This window comes from Pusillimonas sp. (assembly GCF_029263785.1).
Taxonomy (GTDB): Bacteria; Pseudomonadota; Gammaproteobacteria; order Burkholderiales; family Burkholderiaceae_B; genus Pusillimonas.
Genome location: NZ_JAJUFE010000012.1, coordinates 1 through 21,735, shown reverse-complemented (window position 1 = coordinate 21,735; position 21,735 = coordinate 1). Strand labels below are relative to the sequence as shown.

The window sequence follows — 21,735 nt, the reverse complement described above, 5'->3', positions numbered from 1 at the left end:
ACGACATGGAACGTGCCCGTTGGGGATCAAACCTTGGTTTCATTCTTGCCGCTACCGGCTCGGCGGTGGGATTGGGGGCCATCTGGAAGTTCCCCTACGTTACGGCCCATCAAGGCAGTGGTGCGTTTCTGCTTCTATTCGCGGTGCTGACCCTTACCATCGGCCTGGCATTGCTGCGCGTTGAAATGAGCATCGGTCGCGCCGGTAACGCTGGAGCGTTCGGCGCCTACCGTCGACTGGGTGGCACTGCGTGGGGTCTGGTCGGACTGTTGGGAGTGCTTGCCAGCGCGACCATACTTTCTTATTACAGCGTGGTAGGCGGCTGGACGGTTGCCTACATCTGGAAGACACTGACTGCTGAACTGACCCGCGACCCCGACACCCTTCAGGCTGGTTTTGCGGCTTTGGCACAGCACCCGTGGGAACCTCTGTTCTACCACGCCTTATTCATGCTTGCGACAGTTGGCGGGGTCATAGGCGGCGTACGCGGCGGCATCGAAGCAATTGCCAAGGTGCTGATGCCATGCCTGTTCATCCTTATGTGCATCCTGATTGTCCGCGGCCTGATGGTGCCCGGGGCTCTGGCGGGCGTTACCGCATTTCTGATCCCGGATTTTGCCGGCCTGACCATGCAATCGGTGCTGGATGCCCTGGGCCTGTCCTTTTTTACGCTGTCACTGGCGCTGGGAATCATGCCTACTTACGGCTCATACCTTCCCCAATCCACCAACATCGGTCGAGCGGCCCTGACGGTCGCCCTTCTTACCTTGCTCAGCTGTGTCCTGGGAGGCCTGCTGGTGCTGCCGCCGGCGTACGCCCTGGGAATTGATCAGGGAGCCGGGCCGGGCCTTACCTTCGTGACCATGCCCATGGTGTTTTCATACATGCCATGGGGGAATTTTTTTGGCGCCATCTTTTTCGCCCTGCTCTTTATTGCCGCGCTGACTTCGTCCATCTCGATGCTTGAAGTTGTGGTGGCCTTCCTGATGGAACACGCAGGGCTAAGCCGGCGAGCAGCCTGTGTCACAGCCGGCGTCTCTTTGTTCTTTCTGGGTGTCCTGGCGTCCCTTAGCATGGGTGCCATGCCGGCTTTGCAATGGGGCGACCGCAATGCATTCGAATGGCTCGACTACACGGCTACAAATATCATGCTGCCTGTCGGAGGCCTGTTCACAGCGTTGTTTGCGGGCTGGATAATCTGGCGCAAGCTCCAGGATGAATGGCATGGTGAACAAACCCGCAGCCTGATCACGATCTGGCGGCGCGTTCTCATCGGCGTCCTCAGCCCTATTGCCATCGGCATCATTCTCTGGAACGGCCTGCGAGGCTAAAGGGGCGTATTCGCGCTGCACTACGTGCTAAGATTCCTGCACTTGCACCCACGTAGCAGCTAACCGCCTGATCAAGCCCATGGCTCGTTCCACACTACGGCACCCTGTCAGTTGGCTGGTATTGCTGGCCTTCCTGTTCTCGACGCTGGCCCCATCCCTGGCGATGGGCCTTGGCGCAACCGATGCATCCCGAACGGTATGGGCGCAACTATGCAGTGCAGAAGGCCTGCAGCACATCGCCATCCAAATAGATGACGACCCTGAAGCAGAGCAGCAGGTTACAGATTCCACACAAGGCCACTGCCTGCTGTGTTTCCAGCCTTCCACTTCACCGGAAGGCATTTCAGTCGCTCCAATGGCTCGCGCGGCTTCTGCCATGCGCGTGCACATTGCAGCAACATCTCCTCCGAAGTCAGCTTCCAACTGGAGCCCGGGGCTTGCCCGCGCTCCCCCTTTCCGTTCCTGACCAAACCACAATCCTGCATTGATACGCGGACCGTCCTGCCAATGCGCATCGCGTTGACAGGCCGCAAGGTCGCCCTGGGGCCCGCCGCGTCAATGACACGAAAACTACCCGACAACCATCGAATCCATGCTATGGAGGTCTGCTTGCCTTTGCCGACAGCATAAATGGCGCAGACAGGTTTCAGGCCGGGCTTCTGGCCTGGAAACGATACGGTTCATTCAGGAATTGCGCGTGAAAACACAATCCAGTTTGGCGCAGACCGCCACAGGCGAGTCTTCGCATCGGTATGGCGCAGCGTTGCCGCATACCGCATTGATAGCCATTGCCATTTTCACCCCTGCGTCAGGCTTCGCGCAGGAGTCTTCGCACGGCACTGCGTCGCTCGCAGCCGAAGCTGCAGCCTTGAGCCCGATTGTGGTCGCGGGCGATCGCTCTGCGTCGCTCGGCGCACCCACCCACACTGGCTCGAATCTGAACCTGAGCGCCCGCGAGACGCCCGCCAGCATCAGTGTCATCGACAGGAATCAGATGGAGGCCCGGGGTGACGCCAGCATCAGCGACGCCATCGTCCGGACAGGCACAGTGAGCGCCATGGGCCATCCCGGAAACGGGGGCTCTTCGTTGTCAACCCGCGGATTTACCGACAGTACGTCCGTCATGCGTCTTTATGACGGCCTGCGCCAGTACGGTGGCATTGGAGTGACGTTCCCATTCGACACCTGGTCGGTGGAACGAATTGAAATATTACGCGGGCCAGCATCCGTCATCTACGGAGATGGCGCGATTGGAGGCGTCGTGAATGTCGTTCCCCGCAAACCGCGCCACGGACCCATCCGGAACGAAGTGCAAACCACAATCGGAACCGACAACACGCTGCGCCAGGGTCTGGATAGCAGTGGCAGCCTGAGCGACACTGTGTCCTACCGCCTGGACCTTGCCGGCAACCGCGCCGATAACTGGGTCGATCGTGGCAAATCAAAGGACGCAACGTTCTCTGGCTCACTTCAATGGGACCCCACCCAAGACCTTAGTCTCAGGCTCAGTCACACGTATGGTTACCAGAAGCCGATGACATATTTCGGCACGCCACTAATCGACGGCCGGCAACTGGAGTCGTTGCGTCACAAGAATTACAACGTCCAGGACGGGGTCATTCGCTATCGGGACCGTTGGACTGAACTTGATGTTCTCTGGACCCCCAGCGATTCCGCCACCGTCCAGGTAAAGCTGTACGACATCCGAAGCAACAGGCATTGGCACAACGCCGAGCGGTACGTATATAACACCACGTCAGGCATGATCGACCGCTCGGATAACACCGAGATCGATCACGACCAAAAACAAATCGGCATGACAGCCAATGTGGTACTGGACGGACAGCTTGGCACGATGCCAAATACCCTGTCGGCCGGGTTCGACATCAACCGGAGCAGGTTTCAACATGCCAACAATACCTACACCGGAAGCTCGGGCCCAGTGGATCCCTACGACTTTTCACCCGGTTACTTCCAAAGTGACGAGCCCACAATTCCGCGGTATCGCAATGACGCCCGACAGTACGCCTTATTCCTGGAAGACCGCCTCAGGCTGACCGGGCAATGGGCGCTCATTGCCGGCTTGCGATACGACCATGCCCAAGTCAGTCGCGATGACCTCGTGCAGGGCCAGCGCGCATTTGACCGCAGTTACTCCAACCTGGGTTATCGCATTGGCACCGTGTTGGACCTGACTGCCAATACCTCGATTTACGCACAGTACTCGCGTGCAGCGGATCCGGTCAGCGCTCTTCTGATGCTTAACCCGGCCAACAGTCAGTTCGAAATGGCCACGGGCCATCAGTACGAGATAGGCCTGAAGCAAAGCTTCATGCAAGATGCAGGGGCATGGACTCTGGCCGCATACCAGATCAAGAAAACCAACCTGCTCAGCCGCTCCCCTACCAACCCTTCCCAACGAGTGCAGGTGGGCGGACAGTCATCGCGCGGCCTGGAGGCTTCGATCAATGTTGAGTTTGCGCGCAACTGGACGCTGCAGGCGGCAGGTACCATTTTGCGGGCGCGCTATGACGATTTCGACGAACCCAGCGGCTCAACGACGGTTTCGCGCCAGGGGAAAGTTCCTCCTGACGTGGCCCAGAAAATGGCAAACGTCTGGCTCAGCTGGAACTTCCGACCCGGCTGGACGGCGATGGGCGGCGTGCAGTACGTGGGCAAGCGATATGCCGACGCCGCGAATACCCTTGAGCTGCCCTCGTATACCAGCACCGACCTTGCCCTACGGTGGAACGTCAGCAAACAAACCACGATTTCCGCTCACGGTTACAACGTCTTTGACCGGCCCTATTTCACCACCGCGTACTACACGTCAACACAATGGCTGTATGGCCCGGGGCGCCGCTTCGAGCTGACTCTGAACCACCGTTTCTGAGTGTTCGGGCATGAGCTTGGCTTCCAATATCCGCCAATGGGTTTATCTGGTTCACCGCTGGACCGGCATCGGCGGTTGCGTATTGATGCTGCTATGGTTCGTCAGTGGCATCGTCATGTTGTGGATCGGGTATCCGAAGCTCACCCCATGGGAGCGACTGGCTGCACTTTCCGAACTAAGCAGCGAATGTTGCATAACGTCGCCCATATTTTCCAGCGATGGTATTGGCTCAGGCGAAATCGTCCTGACCTCGGTATCAGGCCACCCTCGCTATGTAGTCAGCACCGGTGGACGCTTCCAGGTAACACACGGTCAAACCGCAAGGCCGCTGACCACCCCTTTCGGGGAAGAAGAAGCCATAGCTGCCAGCGCCGCATTCATCGCAACGACTATAAATGCAGCCTCGCCCATTGAGGAATCGTCCGGCACTGACGCTTATGCCTCAACCCGTTACGAAGGGCTGATTCATGAAGACCGATGGACGCATTCCCGAGGTTTGGACCTTCACCGTCCATTGCACAAGGTCACGGTCTTCGCTACCGAGCCCCTCACGCTGTACGTGTCGTCACAAACGGGACAAGTCGTGATGGACGCACCTCTGTCTCAACAGAGATGGAATTATGTGGGAGCCTGGCTGCATTGGCTTTACATGTTCCGCAGAACATCGGTCGACCCCGGCTGGACGTGGACAGTAATCCTTCTTTCCTTCACAGCGACAATTTCGGCAGTAAGCGGCCTGTGCGTTGGACTCTGGCGGTGGCGCTTCGGCAGACGATATAAATCCGGATCCCGGTCCCCATATCGGGAACACTGGATGAAATGGCACCACATTGCAGGCCTGCTGTTTGGCGGCTTCATCTTTACCTGGATATTCAGTGGCCTCATGTCGATGAATCCCGGGGGTGTTTTTTCTGCGACTGCCAGACCCGACCACGTGGCTTACCAAGGCAGGATTTCGCCAGATATCGGACCGCTGGCCGACCCCTCCGCCATCATAGCGACGCTCAACCACACGCGCTTCCGACCTGTTGAATTGCATTGGCTGAGTGTGGGTGGCCGTCCGTATGTTCTGGCCTATGATCGTACAGCCGCCACCCGTTTGGTCACCTTGAAACAAGGCGAGCTGAGCGTACAGCAAGCATGGGACGAAGCAGACATTCTTCCGGCGGCACGCCGCCTGTTCGACGCGCCTACTGCCGATGAGCAGGTCATTCGCCGCTACGAAGCGCATTATTACCAGCGACAGGCCGAAGCCATGAATGGCGCTCGCATCCATGGCCTGCCCGCACTACGCCTGGACTTCCTTGATGCCGACCGTACCCGAATCTATATTGACCTGAATACCGGCCTGGTCGTGTCCAGCCTGTCTTACAGGCAACGGGTCGGAAGATGGTTGTTTTACTTCCTGCATAGCTGGGATCTTCCGGCGCTTCTTGAGCCGAAACCTTTGCGCAACGCCATATTGCTTGCATTGAGCATAGGCGGCATCGTGGTGTCGGGGGCGGGAGTCGTGATTGGCTGGCGCCGATTGCGCCGCACTGCACGCGTTGGGCGCGCATGACATCAAACAACCCATATCTGGCCCCTTTACCATGCCCTGAACCTCGAATCCGAAAGAGTCCGAGCGCGTCGGAAATCGCAAGGTAAAGTCTGGCCTAGCGCCATTCGTCCCGATACACGAACTTGGGCATCTGCCAGTTGTAGCGAAGGGCAAGGATCCGCATGGTCAGGCCCAGCGTCATGGCAACCAGCATCGATAAATTCATGGGCAAGCCCTGAGACTGTGCCACCATGAAAACGCCACCCGTCAGCACCGACACGCTGGCGTACAGCTCTTTACGAAGCAAAAGTGGGATGTCGTTGCAAAGCACGTCGCGCAGCACTCCACCGGCGCAACCCGTAATCATTCCACTGATCAGAACAATGGTAATCGGCAGTTCCATTTCCTGCGCAATACGGCAACCGATAACGGTAAACACCACCAGACCCAGCGCGTCGAGCAAAAGAAACAAGCTATGCAGGCGACGCATGACCGGGGCGATCAAAGCCGTAACTATCGCCGCACCCGCCGTGATCCATAAATATTCAGGGTGAGCCACCCAGGTCAATGGGTAATGCCCCAGCAGTACATCACGGACCGATCCGCCCCCAAGTGCGGTCACGCAGGCGATGATGCACACGCCTACCCAATCCATGTCGCGTCTGCCCGCAGCCAAGGCGGCAGTCATGGCCTCGGCGGTGATGGCGATGATGTACAGGGTCAGCAATACCATGGCGGCGTGCGATCCAGGATGATGTAACAGCGCCGCCCCACCGTACGCCTATATTTATCGTACTTTTTCTTGAACGGCAGGAGGGAAAAAAGAAGGCTGCTGGCGCGTCCGACAGGAATCGAACCTGTATCAAGAGCTTCGGAGACTCTCATTCTATCCATTGAACTACGGACGCGCGAAAAAGAGCATTGTAGCCTGATTTAAAAGCAGCCTGCACTAGACGATGACACCCGTTATAATCGTACGGTTTGTGGACAACGTGCCTTGCGCCGCAACGCCGTCGTGCAGCATCTTGCCACATAGCAATATTTAGTCGCCCATCTGGAGGGCATTTGTCCGGGTGGGGCCTCGAACCATAAAGAGCTTTGAAGACAGGGCTTATAAAAGGGCTTTGTTCCTTTGTCAGGAAACGCAGGACTCGATCATGAACAATACAGAAGACCACGTCGAAGCAACCATCGAGGGGCACGAAGGCCTCATCAAAACGCCCAAGCAACTCATTGTCACCGTTATCCTTGCGTTCATTGTTCCGGTCATCATCATATTTTTGCTGATCCGACTGGTCATCAGCAGCGTTTCTCCGGCCGCCGGCTCCGATGCCCAAAGCCCTGAAGCCATTGCTCAGCGCATCAAGCCGGTTGCAGGATTCGCACTGGTCGATGCCAATGCGCCCAAAACCCTCAAAACCGGCCAGCAAGTGTATGAATCCACCTGCAGCGCCTGTCACACGGCCGGTGTAGCCGGCGCACCCAAACTGGGCGATAAGGCCGTTTGGGCACCATTGATCCAGGAAGGTTACGAAAAAATGCTCGACATCGCCTTGCATGGCAAGGGCGCGATGCCGGCCAAGGGTGGTAACCCCTCGCTCGACGATATCGAAGTAGAACGTGCCATGGTTTACATGGCCAATCAGTCAGGCGGTTCGTTCGAAGAGCCTGCTGCCCCGGCAGAAGGCGAAGAAGCCAGCGCCGACAAGGCTCAAGCCTCGGCAACGGCACCGCAGCAAGCCGTACCAACCGAAGTCAAGCCCGCTGCGGCGGCGCCAGCCCAAGCCGCGCAGTCCGAGTCACAACAGGCTGCAGCCCCCGCTGAAGAATCCAGCGCACCGGCGCAGCAGCAAGCCGAAGCCGCTGCAGAAACCGCCAGCATCGACCCGGCCGGCGAAAAGCTCTATAAATCCGTTTGCTTTGCCTGCCATGACGCCGGCGTAGCCAATGCACCAAAGCTGGGCGATAAAGCAGCGTGGGAGCCACTCATTGCCAGCGGCATGGATACCATGGTCGAAATTGCCATTCACGGCAAAGGTGCCATGCCTCCACGCGGCGGATCGCAAGCTTCCGACGCAGAAATTCGTGCCGCCGTGCAGTACATGGTGCAGCAGTCCCAATAAGTCAGCTGCCGCAAGGTCAGCCGGTTTACCGACCGGCTATAAAAATGCCCGTTCATATGAACGGGCATTTTATTTTGATCCGGTGATTTCTAGCCTGCCACACACCGGGGTTCGGCAGTCAGGGACAAGCCCAGTTGCACGCGTCGCTGCAGCCACAGGCTGGCGCGGTAACGGGAATCGCCCGTCACGCGGTACATATTGCGCAGGATATCCAGGACCAGCGCCGCCCCGAGAGAATCGCCCATGCTCAACGGGCCGCCTCGGGGATAGCCCAGACCCAGCGAGACCGCCAGATCAATATCTTTGGGTGAAGCAATCGTTTGCTGAGCAATATCAGCGGCGACGTTAACAATGCTGGCCACCATGCGTTGACCCACAAAACCCGCCGAATCATCAATGACCGACACCGGAGTATCGTCTGATGCAAACAAGGCGTGAGCGGCATCGCGCCATTGCGGCAGCGTAGCAGGCGAGCACATCAGGACACGTCTCTTGCCCTGCTCCAGACCAAAGAAGGTATCAAGCGCAACAGTGCGCTCACCATCAAGCTGGTACTCGGCCACGACGCTGGAGGTGTCTTCACCAAACGGAGTGACAACAATCAGCGCATCTGCCGGCGGCGATTCCGTGGAAATCACGCCAACACCGAGATCCTTGAGTAAAGCCGCTGCGCGCTTGTGGCCGACGGGATGATACGGTGCCAGCCAGACTTTGAGCCCTTCCGGCAAAGCGGGAACGGCCGGTGCCTCGGGCACCTGCTTGGCGCCATCCACATAGCGGTAGAAACCTTCCCCCGTCTTGCGTCCCAACAGCCCGCCGGCAAACCGGACCGCCGTAATGGGGGACGGGCGGAAGCGGGGCTCGTCGTAAAACTGTTGATAAATCGACTCCATGACGGGGTGCGACACATCAAGCGCGGTCAGGTCAAGCAATTCGAACGGACCCATGCGGAACCCTGCTTGTTCGCGCATGATGGCGTCGACCTGGTAAAAGGGAGCGACGGCCTCCTGTGCAAGACGCAGGCCCTCGATGTTCATCCCCCGGCCGGCGTGATTGACGATAAATCCCGGCATATCTTTGGCCCGGACCGGGGTGTGCCCCATGTTGCGGGACAGTTCCATCAAGGCATCGCCCACCGCCTTCTCGGTTCGCAACCCGTCGATGACTTCAACCACCTTCATCAAGGGTACAGGATTGAAGAAGTGATACCCCGCCACACGGCCGGGCCTATTGCAACCGGCCGCAATCGCAGTAATGGACAAGGACGAGGTGTTCGACGCAAGGATGCAGTCTTCGGCCACGATTCCTTCAAGTTTCTGGAAAAGCTCACGTTTGACGTCAAGGCGCTCGATGACTGCTTCGACCACCAGTTGCGCCCCCGACATGTCGGATAGGTCGGAACACGCCACGACACGCTCCAATGAAGCCTGTGCATCGTCGGCCGTTATTTTTCCCTTGCCGGCCAGCTTCTGCCAGATACCGTCAAGACTTTCGCGTGCGGCGGCCACTGCCTGCTCGTTCAGGTCGTACAGCAACACCCTCAGGCCGGCTTGAGCGGCAATTTGTGCAATGCCGCGACCCATGGCGCCTGCGCCGACAATTCCTATCGTCTCTATCTTCTTCATGTCATCCCACTCCGTACAGCCTGATTGAAAGCAAAACCCTAATCATAAATCGGATTGACTGGCCGCCCCTGACTCGTGCGGCGCACTCGATCTGTCGATTAAAACCAACAACCAGGTTAACTAAGGGTATACACGTATTTAGCTCTTGTATAAGACTAGGGTTTACCCTATAATAGAGTCAACGCTTCAAAAGAGCTAATTTGGATTACCTGGAGGCTTGCTATGACCAAATACAACATCACCCTGACCGATTCCCTTGAGCGCGAACTCATCAATGGCGAAATCGACAGCTACTACAACGAACCGAATCTCCTGAGCTGGCTAGGCGTTCTGGTAAAGAAAGTCCATACGAAACTGGTTTCCTTTGTCGCCGGCGTCTCCAATGACATGGATGACGCACGCAAAGACGGCCACAACGTCACCGCTGCCTAAGACTTCCTCCTAGTAGTACCGCTCGGGCGGCAATTATCCTTGCCCCCATTCGAGCATCCAAGCCGGGTTCCGCGCAAAACGCGAACCCGGCTTTTTATTGGGTATACGCTCATTATTTGTTAAATTGCCCAGCCGGCTGATCAACGAACAAAAAATTCCATAAAGATCTGCCCTGATTGACACTGTCGGACCCAAGCACTAAACAGAGCGAGAGCACGAGGCCGTTGCTTCGCCGATCACCGTTTTCGAGTCCAGCGTCATGACCAGCTCTCCCACACTTCGAAAGACTCCGCTAGCCGATCGCCACGTAAAGCTGGGCGCTCGCATGGTGGATTTCGGCGGCTGGGACATGCCGCTACATTTCGGTTCGCAGATCGACGAACACCATGCGGTACGTCAAAGCGCCGGCATGTTCGACGTATCGCACATGGGCGTCATCGACGTGCGTGGAAAGGACGCCCGCGCGTTCCTGAGATCGGTTCTGGCAAATAATGTAGACAAGCTTCAGCAGCCCGGTAAAGCCTTATACAGTTGCATGCTGAATCCCCGTGGGGGAATTTTGGACGACCTGCTTGTGTACTACTTCGACGATCATCGCTACCGCTTGGTCGTCAATGCGGCCACGGCGCTCCAGGATCTCGGCTGGCTTGAACATCAGGCGCAACTCCAGAACGACTCGGTTGTGCTCGACCTGCGTCGCTTTGGCGACACGCAAACGTCAGAACCGGCCCTTGGCATTATCGCTGTTCAGGGACCGCAAGCGCGTGATCGCTGTGAACAGGCGCTGCCCGGCGCGCATTCTGTTTTGGACAAATTGAAACCCTTTCACGCCAGCTTTCACACGGACACGCGCTTCGGCGAGATGTTGATTTCACGGACCGGCTACACCGGAGAGGACGGCTACGAATTGATCCTGTCGGCCGATGCACTTTCAGGTCTGTGGGATCAGTTGCTGAACGCAGGAGTGCGGCCGGCGGGTCTGGGCGCGCGCGATACGCTCCGCCTTGAGGCGGGCATGAACTTGTACGGCCAGGACATGAATGACACCACCTCCCCGCTGGACTGCGGGCTGGGCTGGACGGTCGACCTCGAAGCCTCGCGCAACTTCATTGGCAAGGCTGCGCTGCGCGAGCAAACTCAGCAAACGTGGCTGGGCGGACTCGTCGCGATGGATCGGGCCGGCATGTTCCGGCCGGGACAGCGAGTCGAAACGCCCGACGGGGACGGCATGGTCACCAGCGGCTCCTTCAGCCCCACCGTCGGACAAAGCATCGCACTGGCCCGCCTGCCGTCGGGCGTACAGCCGGGCAGCGAAGCTCAGGTAATCATACGGGGCAAGCCCGTTCGCGCTCGTATCGTGCGTCCTCCATTCGTACGTAACGGCAAGGTCCTGATTTGACTCCAACGAGGAACATGATGAGCATTCCTTTCAGCGAACGACACATAGGCCCTGACCGTATCGAGCAGCGACGCATGCTCAAGGAGCTGGACTACAGCAGCCTGGATGCTCTCATAAACGATGTAGTTCCTTCTGACATCAGGCTCACCGAACCTTTGAACCTGGGGGAGTTCAGTCAACCCTTATCCGAGTCGGAGGCGCTTGCAAAATTAAGAGAGCGCGCGAAAAAAAACAAGGTGTTCCGCAGTTTCATCGGTCAGGGTTATTACGGCACCCTGACGCCCACAGTCATTTTGCGGAATCTGTTTGAGAACCCCGCCTGGTATACGGCTTACACTCCTTATCAGCCAGAGATATCTCAGGGACGCCTCGAGGCGTTGATCAACTTTCAGCAGATGGTCACCGACCTTACAGGCTCGGATATCGCCAACGCATCAATGCTGGACGAGGCAACTGCCGCCGCAGAGGCTATGGCCCTGATGCTGCGGGTCAATCGCACTGCGGCTTCCACCACTGTCTATGTCGCTGACGACGTCCTGCCGCAGACGTTGGAAGTCGTGCAAACGCGCGCCCAGGCGATGAACATACAGGTAAAGGTCGGACCGGCCGCAGAGGCAGCCAATACCGACGCATTCGGCGTATTGTTGCAGTATCCCGGCGTTAATGGCGACGTCCGCGATTACAGTGCGTTGACACAGGCGGTACACGAGCGTGGCGGCCTGGTTACCGTAGCCGCTGACCTCCTTGCCCTTGCCTTGCTCAAGCCCCCGGGAGAATGGGGGGCAGATGTCGTGATCGGCACCACGCAACGTTTCGGTGTTCCCTTGGGCTTCGGCGGCCCTCACGCCGGTTACATGGCGGTACGAGATGAATTCAAGCGTTCGCTTCCAGGCCGCCTGGTAGGGGTCACCGTCGACTCGCAAGGTCAACCCGCCTATCGCCTGGCCCTGCAAACACGTGAGCAACATATCAGACGAGAAAAAGCCACGTCAAACATCTGCACGGCGCAGGCGCTGCTGGCCATCATGGCGTCAATGTATGCTGTTTACCATGGTCCGGGCGGAATCAGACGAATCGCCCAGGAAATACACGAGCTGACCAGCACCCTGGCAAAGGGCCTGGCCGAGATGGGCTGGGAACGCGTCAACGAGACCTATTTCGACACTCTCACCCTGATTACCGGCTCGGCGACTCAAGGCCTCATCGAAGCAGCACAGGCCAAAGGCATAAATCTTCGACAACTTGACAATACGCACATCGGCATATCGCTCGATCAGGTTACCGGCCCGTCCGACGTGCAGGACCTCTTGAGCATCTTTGCGCAAGGTGGTGAGGCTCCGGAATACATCGATCTGCGTCAAGGTATTGAGTCGTTTGCTTTCCCCGGCACGCTGGCAAGACAAACGCCCTACCTGACCCACCCCGTATTCAATACCCATCACAGCGAGCACGAGATGCTGCGCTATCTGCGTCGTCTCGCCGATAAGGATCTTGCACTGGACCGCGGAATGATCCCCCTGGGCTCATGCACGATGAAGCTGAACGCCACCAGCGAGCTCATTCCGATAAGCTGGCCCGAATTTGCAAACATCCACCCCTTCGCTCCTGAAGATCAAACCCGGGGATACAGGGAAATGATCCAGGAACTTGAGGCCATGCTTTGCGCCGTGACCGGCTATGCCGCCGTCAGCCTGCAGCCCAATGCCGGATCGCAAGGTGAATACGCAGGCCTGCAGATCATTCGCGCCTACCATGCGTCACGCGGAGAGTCGCGCCGAAATATCTGCCTCATTCCCGCATCGGCACATGGAACGAACCCGGCCTCGGCCCAAATGGTGGGTATGGAAGTGGTCGTCGTAAAGTGCGACAACCACGGCAATATTGATCTGGAAGACCTGCGCAGCAAGGCCGAGTCGTACAGCCAGAACCTGGCTGCCATCATGATCACCTACCCTTCGACACACGGCGTCTTCGAAGAATCCGTGCGCGAAGTCTGCGATATCGTTCACCGCCACGGAGGCCAGGTCTATGTCGATGGCGCGAATATGAACGCCATGGTGGGTCTTGCAGCGCCAGGCCGATTTGGTGGAGACGTATCCCACCTGAACCTGCACAAGACGTTCTGCATTCCGCATGGCGGCGGAGGCCCGGGAGTGGGCCCGGTGGCGGTAGCCGAACATCTGGCGACGTTCCTTCCCAACCAGCGGTCCCAGGGCTACGAGCCTCATCCAAACGGCATCGGAGCAATCAGCGCTGCGGCTTATGGCTCGGCGGGCATCCTCCCCATATCATGGATGTACATCGCCATGATGGGCTCGCAGGGGCTGACCGATGCTTCTCGACACGCGATTTTGGCTGCCAATTATCTTGCGTCGCGTCTGAGCCCGCATTATCCGGTGCTGTATGCCGGCGCAAAAGGACTGGTCGCGCATGAATGCATCCTGGATATCCGGCCACTGCAAAAGGACACCGGCATCAGCAATGAAGACATTGCGAAACGCCTGATGGACTACGGATTTCACGCTCCAACCATGAGCTTTCCCGTACCTGGTACGCTGATGTTAGAGCCAACGGAAAGCGAAGCGCTGAGCGAACTTGACCGCTTTGTTGAGGCCTTGATTTCCATTCGACAAGAGATCGCCAGAGTCCAGGCCGGCGAATTCGCCGCAAACGACAATCCTCTGCGCAATGCGCCGCATACGGCGGCAATGGTCAGTGCCGACGAATGGAACCACAGCTATTTGCGCTCGCAAGCCGCTTTCCCTGTACCAGGTCTTCAGGCCAACAAATATTGGCCTCCGGTTGGCAGGGTCGACAACAGCTACGGTGATCGGAATCTGTATTGCTCGTGCATACCCGTCGGCGACTACGCTTAAAACAAAACGCAAGCCTGATCCGGGCCTGTTCAGCCCGTGGATCACAAAAAAGCAGACGAGACCCGCTTCGCAGATTCAGCTTTCTGTCTTGTTGAGCAAGTCTTTGAGCATGCTCAGGCGTTGCTTGGGAGACATCGCCTGCAACGATGAGTCTTCTTGCGGTTTCAGGGCGGAAAGCCCCATTTCGGCAATAAAGCGGGATGGCTCGCAGACAACATCTTCGCGCGCCCTGCGACGCTTCTTGCACCAAGTGAGGTGCAGCGAGCGCTGAGCTCGCGTAATGCCCACGTACATCAGGCGACGCTCTTCCTGTATGCGGGTTACCAGCGATTCGGCAGCTTTTGCGGGATCGCCATCCTCTTCATCGCGGCCCATATGAGGCAACAACCCTTCTTCGACGCCGATGAGATACACATGTGGATACTCAAGCCCCTTCGAAGCATGCAACGTAGATAGCTTTACTGCATCGGGATCTTCCTCGTCGCTGCGCTCAAGCATGGTCACCAGCGCCACATGTTGCACCAATTCGAAAAGATCGAGCTCGTCCTCGGTGGCCTTGCGCTTGAGCCACTCTGTAAGCTCGAGCACATTTTGCCAGCGTGTCTGTGCGGCACGATCATCAAGCGTGTCGTACAGATGGCGCTCGTACTGGATAGCGGCCAGCATTTCGTCAAGAAGCGGGCCCGCAGGCTCGGCCTGCCGAGTGACTTGCCGACCGCTCTTGCGGCCCGCACGCTCCTGAATGCTCTGGATGAAGCGTGCGAAAGTTTGCAAAGATTCCAGTTGGCGTGACGCCAGCCGTTGCGACGCACCAATTTCGAAGACCGCAGCAAAAAGAGACAAGCCATTTTCGGAAGCAAACTCACCCAGGGTCTTCAAGGTTCCCTGCCCTATCCCCCGCCGGGGAGTCGTGACCGCACGGATGAAAGCGGGGTCGTCATCATCATTGGCGATCAAGCGCAGATACGCCAGAACGTCACGAATCTCTGCCTTGTCAAAGAAGCTTTGTCCGCCGGACACCGTGTAAGGAATGTGAAGATTGCGCAGCGCTTGTTCGACAACGCGCGCCTGCTGATTGCTTCGATACAGAATTGCAAAATCACGCCACTGCGCTCGCCGCTCGAATCGTTCGGCCGAGATGCGCACTGCAACCGATTCCGCCTCGATCAGGTCGGTTTCCATAGCGGTGACCTGTATGGGCTCGCCCACACCAAGGTTCGACCACAGCTTCTTGTCGAACAAATTGGGATTATGTCCGATCACCCGATTGGCCGCCGACAAGATACGTTCTACCGAGCGATAGTTCTGTTCAAGCTTGATGATCTTGAGCGAAGGATAATCCGTGGTGAGCTTGGCCAGATTCTCGACCGTCGCGCCTCGCCAGGCGTAAATTGCCTGATCATCGTCCCCGACCGCCGTAAACATCGCCCGTTGACCGGTCAAAAGCTTTACCAGGCGATACTGACATTCGTTGGTGTCTTGATATTCGTCCACCAGCAGATACTGCACGCGCGCCTGCCACCGCTCGCGTATCTCTTGATGGGTCTGCATCAGCTCAGTGGGCAGTCGAACCAGGTCGTCGAAATCAACAGACTGGTAGGCGGCAAGCGTCGCTTCATAGTTTCGATACACCCGCGCGGCATCGGCCTCGTTCGGCGTAGCTGCTGCGCGTTCGGCAGCATCAGGATCCATCAATGCATTCTTCCATAGCGAGATGGTTTGCTGGACGGCTCGCAATCTGGCCTTGTCGGTAGTGGCCAGCAGCTCCTGAATTATTCCCAGTGAATCGGTGGAATCAAGAATCGAAAATTCTGACTTCAACCCGGCATGGCGGGCTTCCTCGCGCAGAAATCGCACTCCCAGGGAATGAAATGTACTGATCGTCAGGCCTTTCATCAGGCGCGAATCGACCAGGGCCTTGACCCGTTCGCTCATTTCGCGAGCGGCCTTGTTGGTAAAGGTAAGCGCCACCACGTTCCGGGCCTGATAGCCGCACTCTCGCAACAAATACGCGATCTTTTGCGTGATGACCCGTGTCTTGCCACTGCCTGCACCGGCCAGGACCAGGCAGGGGCCGTCCAGATACAGGACGGCGCCACGTTGGGGCGGATTCAAATCAGGAGCCAGCGTATGGCCTGCTGGCAAACTCGTGTATCCAGACATCAGATTTCCAGGGGGTCAACTTCAAGCTGCCAGCGAACTCGAGTATCGACTGCCAGCTGGGGCATGGCCTGCATCCAGACGGAAAGAAACGCCTGCAACGCCGGTCGGCTGCTACTTTCCACCAGGAGCTGCGCACGCTCAATATTGGCGACCCGTACTACCCGCAAGGGCACCGGGTCGTACAGAGTGATCAAATCTGCCGCTGGGAACCGGTCTGGATGCTGACCGACGAAGTCTCGCGCTGCAGAAAGAAAGTCCATGGCCAGCCGCAGTTCCCGGGCCTCGGCGGTAAGCAGCGCCTGATGGGCGAATGGCGGCAAACCCACCGCCCGGCGCTCGGTCAGGGCGTACTCGGCGAACCCTTTGTAATCGTGGCGGGTCAGCGCCTGATAAACAGGTTGTTCCGGGTAGTCGGTCTGGATGATGACCTCTGCACCCTTCAGGTGGCGCCCAGCCCTGCCGGCCACCTGCATCAACTGCGCAAACAATCGTTCGGGAGCACGAAAATCTTGTGAAAAAAGCATGGAATCGGCATTAAGGACGCCAACCAGACCCAGATTGGAGAAGTCATGACCCTTTGCGACCATCTGCGTGCCGACCAGAATATCGACCTCACCGGCATGCACCTTGGCAAACAGGGCCTCGGCGCTACCTTTCAGACGCGTGCTGTCAGCATCAATCCGTGCAATGCGGGCGTCGGGAAACAGTTCGGCAAGATGTTCTTCGACGCGTTGTGTACCGCGCCCCATCGGGCGCAAATCCTGGTCGCCACAGTCGGGGCAAGCACGAGGCACCTGGCTTCGGTACCCGCAATGGTGACAACTTAAAAGATTTCGCCCGCCGCGGGCCCGATGCAAGACCGTATAGGCGGTACATCGCGTACATTGGCTGACCCACCCACACGACGCGCACGAAAGTACCGGCGCATAACCGCGCCGATTAAGAAAGACGAGGCACTGCTGTTTGTCTTGCAGGCGCTCTTGCATGGCCGTTACCAGATGTGGCGACAAGCCCTGCTCCAGGGCAAGCCGACGGGTATCTACCAGCCGGACCGCCGGCAACTCGGCATCGCGGGCCCTATGCGTTAACGATAAAAGAAGATACTGCCCGGTTTGCGCATGATGCCAGGACTCGAGGGACGGCGTCGCCGAGCCCAGCACTACCGGTATCCCCAAGTCGTGCGCACGCCACACAGCCAGATCGCGCGCCGAATAGCGAAGGCCGTCTTGCTGCTTGTAGGAAGCGTCGTGCTCTTCGTCAACGATGATCAGCCCCAGGTCGGGAAGCGGGGTAAAGATGGCTAAGCGGGTTCCAAGAAGGATTCGCGCCTGGCCGCGCTGCACACGCAGCCACGCACGCAAGCGTTCACCGTCGGCCAGGCCGCTATGCATGACCGCGAGAATATCGCCACCGGCAACAGCGGTCAGTCGAGCACGCAGTGATCGTTCGAGCTGCGGGGTGAGATTGATCTCGGGCACCATGAACAGCACTTGCCGACCCTGCGCCAAGGCGTGCTGGGCTGCACGAAGATACACCTCTGTTTTGCCACTGCCAGTAATACCATGCAGCAGTACTGCCTTGAAGCCTTGAATGCCGCAGATCTCGTTTACAGCCTTTTCTTGATCGGCATTAAGTTGGGGTGCCGCTGCCGGCGTGACATCGGAGGCAGGCGCCGACTGCTTTCGTGCGTCGCTGCGCACTACCGGTCCGCCCCCAGACCGCTTGCCCTGATAGGCGCTGACCTTGCGTAAACCCGTGGGAAGACATGGCAGCATGACTTCGCCAAGCGGCCGCTGATAATACTGGGCGGCAAACCTGGCCAGACGCATCCAGTCGTCGGGCATGGGTGGCAGATCGCTCAGGATCTGTTCAACGGGTTTGACCAAGTGCGCATCGATGGTCGGCTGATCTTCCAGTTGAACAACGACACCCACCATTTTCCGCCGCCCGAACGGGACGATTACCCGCGTTCCCACGGCAACATCCTGATCACTGCGGTAGTCGAACAAACCCGGCAGGGGCACATCGAGCGCGACCCGTAACCAGTAGGCAGGTGCATCAGCATTGTGCGGGCCAGGCTCGCGACTGGGCAAGATCGACGACGGAGCGGTCATTGAGACTTAAAGTAAATTCTTATGTATGGCGTGTAAGCCCTGTTGTCATCAGGGTCTGGCGAAAGGGCTAAGTGACACCTGTGGATAACTTTGGGGAGAACCGCAATAACAACTTGGGATAAGTCGGTGCTGTTTTCCTTACAAATCACACCCGCCACCACGAACTTTACATATACCATTTATAAATCAACAGGTTACATAGCAATCTTAATGCAGACCTTCCGAGCTACGGTTTTGTTGCAGAGCGATGTAACTTGTGCACAACTTGTCAAAAAGGCCCGTAGTCACGGGCCTTTGCGAATTGTTCAGTGCAATATCAGTGCTTGCCCCGGCTGTAGGTGTGGACTTCGTCGACCAGGGCCGCCACCGCCTCGGGAGGGGTAAATTGAGAAATGCCATGCCCGAGATTGAACACGTGGCCTCCGTCGCCGACTGGCCCAAAGTCGTCGATGACCCGACGTGCCTCGGCACGAATGGCTGCCTCGCCACCGAACAGGGCCATGGGATCGATATTGCCCTGCAGGGCGACCTTGTCTTCGACCCGGCGGCGAGCCTGGGCAAGGTTGACAGTCCAGTCCAGACCGACGGCATCGCAGCCACAAGCCGCGATGTCTTCTATCCACTGCCCGCCCCCTTTTGTGAAGACGATGACAGGCACCCGACGCCCTTCACGCTCGCGGGTCAAGCCTTGAACCACCTGCTGAACATAGGCCAGCGAGAATTCCTGGTACAGGCTGTCGGCCAATACGCCGCCCCAACTATCGAAGATCATCACGGCCTGTGCGCCAGCCTGAATCTGGGCATTGAGGTACAAAGCCGTAGACTGAGCATTGACGTTCAGCATCCGATGGACGAGGTCGGGCCGGGAGTAAAGCATGCTCTTGATAAGACGGTAGTCGCTGGAACCTTGTCCTTCGACCATATAGCAACCGATAGTCCAGGGACTGCCCGCGAAACCGATCAGGGGCACCTTGCCATCGAGCTCTTTGCGAATGAGCGACACAGCGTCAAACACATATTGCAGCTGCGACATATCGGGAACCGCAAGCTTGAGGACTTCGTCTTCGCTGCGCACAGGATGCGCGAATCGGGGACCTTCGCCAGCGACAAAGTCGAGGCCCAGGCCCATGGCATGGGGCACCGTAAGGATGTCAGAGAAAAGGATAGCCGCATCCAGCTCGAAGCGCGCCAGAGGCTGTAACGTTACCTCGCAAGCGTATTCGGGGTTTTGGGCGAGACCCATAAACGATCCTGCACGCGCCCTGGTCTCGTTGTATTCGGGCAAGTAGCGCCCGGCCTGGCGCATCAGCCAAAGCGGAGTGTAGGGCACGGGCTCACGCATGAGCGCACGCAGGAAAACATCGTTCTTAAGTGTGGGAGACGACACGGCTATCCTTGAAAAAATACGCGGGTCATTTTACCCGTCGGAAAGGTGTTTAGGTGGCGACTCGGACCGGTAGGGAGCGGCGTCGATGTCGTACTTGCGCATCAGGGCCCAGAAAGCACGACGGTGCTTCTGGGCGGCTCGGGCGGCCATGGCGATATTGCCCGAGTGTCTGCCCAATGCAGCCTTGATATAGGCGGTTTCGAACCTTTCGATGATCTTGCCCTTGGCAGCCCGAAAGGATTCGCGGGAGGTTGCGCTGCGCGAAGCGGTGGCAGCAGCATAGGCGTCGAGTTCGATGCCGGTACGCTCAAGTATAGTCGAGCACAGCTCGGCCTCGTCTGGGCGAAGCCCCTGGGCGGGCCCGATGTAGTCTCCGCTTCGCTCGCCGACCCGGGTAGAAGGCGAACTGACAGGCATTGACCAGGACAGCGCCGGCGCACGGCGTTCAAGCAGCCGTTCGATTCGTACACGCAACTCTTCGGGGCACAGCGGTGCGCGGACGAAATCACTTAAACCAAGCTCGTAGAGATCGTTCAGCGCTGCCGCCTTGAGCTGATCGATGAGGGCAAACACCGGCGTAGTAAGCCTGCCGTTCGCTGCCGAGAGGCTGGTACGCGCCCAGGCCAGATTCTGCGCGCTGACCGGCACCAGACAGACATCGAAGCGACGAAGGATCATGGAGCCGTTGCCCAGTTGATCGGGCGCTTCGGGATGCGACACGTCGATGCTGGGCATGGGTGAATGAAAATACAGGCGACCGGCAAAATGTCGGCCGGCCCAGGGACGTGTCCAGCTTTCTGTGCACGCGGTACCAATCAAAGCGCAATCGAGTCGCTCTCGCATATTGACCTCCGTGGTGACAAGCATTGACCAATTGGAATGGGCAAGCTTAGTCACCCCGAAAGTACGCAACAATTGGCGTTTGCATCGACTCGGGAACTACCTATTCCGGCCTGGAAACCTGCCTGCACACAGGGCGATGATGAGATTTTTCAGCGCGTGACCGACGAACAAAGAGTCACTGCGAACTTACCGAACCCAGCAATTTGGTGAACACCGGAGGAAGATTGGTGAAGCTTTCGAAGATAAGCTTGCGCAGCCAACTATTGCCCGAATCGTGATGATAGCGTTCGTGCCAATATTGGCGTACTTCGTAGGTGGGTGAAGGAAACGGCAGGCCCAGGATCTTGATGCGATCGCCCAACGCCAGGGTTCGAGCCAGACGCGATGGAACCATGGCGACCAGGTCTGTCGATACCAGTATCTGCTCAAGCCCAAGATACGAAGAAACCCTGGCTGCTATCTTGCGCTGCACTCCACGCTCTTCCAAAACCTTGTCCAACATGGAATGCCCGGTAGCCGGGGCAATCAGGGCGAGATGTTCTTCATCCAGAAACTGCTGCTTGGATAAGGTGTCGCCGATGCGAGGGTGACCCTGCCGGACAATGCAGGAGTAATTTTCGGCGAACAGCCGTTGCTGAAAGAAGCCGTTATGCAACTCAAACGTGTAGCCGACCGCAAGATCGAGCTGGCCGCTTTCCAGCAGCCCGGCGGTAGTGCCGTCAAGATCCAGAGATTCCACTTTAAGACCGGGACCAAGCACCTTAAATTGCCCCAGAATTTCGGGCAGCATGACCATTTGTGCAATGTGACTCAGCCCCAGGCGAAAGCGCCGGGTCGATGTGACCGGATCAAACGCACGCCGGGCGCTTTCTTCGGGGCTTAGCAATTTGATTGCGCGCTCGATGTCGCCGATAAGACCCTCAAGAAATGGCGTGGCCATGAGTCCGCTCGACGTCCTGACAAGCAGCGGGTCGCCAAAATGCTGCCGAAGGTGGCCCAATCTGATGCT

General features: G+C 57.9%; 15 protein-coding genes and 1 tRNA gene. 8 read left to right on the top strand and 8 right to left on the bottom strand.

Translation table 11 applies throughout. From position 1 onward, the window contains the following. Positions 1 to 5 precede the first annotated feature (5 nt). The 4 genes from Q1J88_RS05295 (at position 6) to Q1J88_RS05280 (ending at position 5,785) form a co-directional block, all read left to right on the top strand. Positions 6 to 1,331 (top strand): sodium-dependent transporter, encoded by a 1,326-nt coding sequence (locus Q1J88_RS05295; protein WP_301116520.1) that lies wholly within the window; start codon positions 6 to 8, stop codon positions 1,329 to 1,331. Positions 1,332 to 1,410: 79 nt separating this feature from the next. Next, entirely contained in the window at positions 1,411 to 1,797 is a 387-nt protein-coding gene (locus tag Q1J88_RS05290; RefSeq protein WP_301116519.1) for a DUF2946 family protein, read from the top strand. A gap of 414 nt (positions 1,798 to 2,211) precedes the next feature. After that, positions 2,212 to 4,224 (top strand): TonB-dependent receptor, encoded by a 2,013-nt coding sequence (locus tag Q1J88_RS05285; protein ID WP_301116562.1) that lies wholly within the window; start codon positions 2,212 to 2,214, stop codon positions 4,222 to 4,224. A 10-nt stretch (positions 4,225 to 4,234) separates the two neighbouring features. Further along, positions 4,235 to 5,785, top strand: coding sequence for a PepSY domain-containing protein (locus Q1J88_RS05280; protein WP_301116518.1), 1,551 nt, complete (start codon positions 4,235 to 4,237; stop codon positions 5,783 to 5,785). Between the two features lie 94 nt (positions 5,786 to 5,879). On the opposite strand, the gene Q1J88_RS05275 is transcribed toward Q1J88_RS05280, so the two are convergent. Further along, positions 5,880 to 6,497: a trimeric intracellular cation channel family protein gene (locus Q1J88_RS05275; protein WP_301116517.1), complete on the bottom strand. Its 618-nt coding sequence runs from the start codon at positions 6,495 to 6,497 to the stop codon at positions 5,880 to 5,882. Between the two features lie 100 nt (positions 6,498 to 6,597). Further along, positions 6,598 to 6,672: transfer RNA gene (locus tag Q1J88_RS05270), tRNA-Arg, on the bottom strand. A gap of 249 nt (positions 6,673 to 6,921) precedes the next feature. On the opposite strand from Q1J88_RS05270, the gene Q1J88_RS05265 reads away from it, so the two are divergent. Further along, a complete protein-coding gene (locus Q1J88_RS05265) occupies positions 6,922 to 7,887 on the top strand; it encodes a c-type cytochrome (RefSeq protein WP_301116516.1) in 966 nt (321 codons plus the stop codon). A gap of 89 nt (positions 7,888 to 7,976) precedes the next feature. Here Q1J88_RS05265 and Q1J88_RS05260 read toward each other — a convergent pair whose 3' ends face one another. After that, complete coding sequence (locus Q1J88_RS05260) at positions 7,977 to 9,512, bottom strand: 3-hydroxyacyl-CoA dehydrogenase (RefSeq protein ID WP_301116514.1); 1,536 nt, start codon at positions 9,510 to 9,512, stop codon at positions 7,977 to 7,979. Positions 9,513 to 9,734: 222 nt separating this feature from the next. Here Q1J88_RS05260 and Q1J88_RS05255 point away from each other — a divergent pair, with 222 nt between their 5' ends. The 3 genes from Q1J88_RS05255 (at position 9,735) to gcvP (ending at position 14,219) form a co-directional block, all read left to right on the top strand. Further along, entirely contained in the window at positions 9,735 to 9,944 is a 210-nt protein-coding gene (locus Q1J88_RS05255) for a hypothetical protein (protein ID WP_301116513.1), read from the top strand. Between the two features lie 259 nt (positions 9,945 to 10,203). Continuing rightward, positions 10,204 to 11,343, top strand: coding sequence for a glycine cleavage system aminomethyltransferase GcvT (gcvT, locus tag Q1J88_RS05250; protein WP_301116512.1), 1,140 nt, complete (start codon positions 10,204 to 10,206; stop codon positions 11,341 to 11,343). Positions 11,344 to 11,357: 14 nt separating this feature from the next. Continuing rightward, positions 11,358 to 14,219: an aminomethyl-transferring glycine dehydrogenase gene (gene gcvP / locus Q1J88_RS05245; protein ID WP_301116511.1), complete on the top strand. Its 2,862-nt coding sequence runs from the start codon at positions 11,358 to 11,360 to the stop codon at positions 14,217 to 14,219. A 75-nt stretch (positions 14,220 to 14,294) separates the two neighbouring features. Here the strand turns inward: gcvP and Q1J88_RS05240 are convergent, their stop codons facing one another. The 5 genes from Q1J88_RS05240 to Q1J88_RS05220 form a co-directional block, all read right to left on the bottom strand. Further along, on the bottom strand, positions 14,295 to 16,382 hold the full coding sequence (locus Q1J88_RS05240) for a UvrD-helicase domain-containing protein (protein WP_301116510.1): 2,088 nt from the start codon (positions 16,380 to 16,382) through the stop codon (positions 14,295 to 14,297). Further along, the gene (locus tag Q1J88_RS05235; protein WP_301116509.1) at positions 16,382 to 18,496 is read right to left on the bottom strand and encodes a primosomal protein N'; all 2,115 of its coding nucleotides are present in this window, start codon (positions 18,494 to 18,496) and stop codon (positions 16,382 to 16,384) included. The genes Q1J88_RS05240 and Q1J88_RS05235 overlap by 1 nt, the downstream gene beginning before the upstream one ends. 316 nt (positions 18,497 to 18,812) lie before the next feature. Then, positions 18,813 to 19,883: a uroporphyrinogen decarboxylase gene (gene hemE / locus Q1J88_RS05230; RefSeq protein WP_301116508.1), complete on the bottom strand. Its 1,071-nt coding sequence runs from the start codon at positions 19,881 to 19,883 to the stop codon at positions 18,813 to 18,815. Between the two features lie 30 nt (positions 19,884 to 19,913). Beyond that, positions 19,914 to 20,750, bottom strand: a complete 837-nt coding sequence (locus Q1J88_RS05225) for a hypothetical protein (RefSeq protein ID WP_301116507.1) — start codon at positions 20,748 to 20,750, stop codon at positions 19,914 to 19,916. 151 nt (positions 20,751 to 20,901) lie between these two features. After that, a partial coding sequence (locus Q1J88_RS05220; protein ID WP_301116506.1) for a LysR substrate-binding domain-containing protein occupies positions 20,902 to 21,735 on the bottom strand: 834 nt, incomplete at its 5' end.

Excerpts from the sequence above, each read along its gene's own strand:
- Q1J88_RS05295 (WP_301116520.1), top strand. The coding sequence starts at position 6 with ATGGAACGTGCCCGTTGGGGATCAAACCTTGGTTTCATTCTTGCCGCT.
- Q1J88_RS05290 (WP_301116519.1), top strand. The coding sequence starts at position 1,411 with ATGGCTCGTTCCACACTACGGCACCCTGTCAGTTGGCTGGTATTGCTG.
- Q1J88_RS05280 (WP_301116518.1), top strand. The coding sequence starts at position 4,235 with ATGAGCTTGGCTTCCAATATCCGCCAATGGGTTTATCTGGTTCACCGC.
- Q1J88_RS05275 (WP_301116517.1), bottom strand. The coding sequence starts at position 6,497 with ATGGTATTGCTGACCCTGTACATCATCGCCATCACCGCCGAGGCCATG.
- Q1J88_RS05265 (WP_301116516.1), top strand. The coding sequence starts at position 6,922 with ATGAACAATACAGAAGACCACGTCGAAGCAACCATCGAGGGGCACGAA.
- Q1J88_RS05260 (WP_301116514.1), bottom strand. The coding sequence starts at position 9,512 with ATGAAGAAGATAGAGACGATAGGAATTGTCGGCGCAGGCGCCATGGGT.
- Q1J88_RS05255 (WP_301116513.1), top strand. The coding sequence starts at position 9,735 with ATGACCAAATACAACATCACCCTGACCGATTCCCTTGAGCGCGAACTC.
- gcvT (WP_301116512.1), top strand. The coding sequence starts at position 10,204 with ATGACCAGCTCTCCCACACTTCGAAAGACTCCGCTAGCCGATCGCCAC.
- gcvP (WP_301116511.1), top strand. The coding sequence starts at position 11,358 with ATGATGAGCATTCCTTTCAGCGAACGACACATAGGCCCTGACCGTATC.
- Q1J88_RS05240 (WP_301116510.1), bottom strand. The coding sequence starts at position 16,382 with ATGTCTGGATACACGAGTTTGCCAGCAGGCCATACGCTGGCTCCTGAT.
- Q1J88_RS05235 (WP_301116509.1), bottom strand. The coding sequence starts at position 18,496 with ATGACCGCTCCGTCGTCGATCTTGCCCAGTCGCGAGCCTGGCCCGCAC.
- Q1J88_RS05225 (WP_301116507.1), bottom strand. The coding sequence starts at position 20,750 with ATGCTTGTCACCACGGAGGTCAATATGCGAGAGCGACTCGATTGCGCT.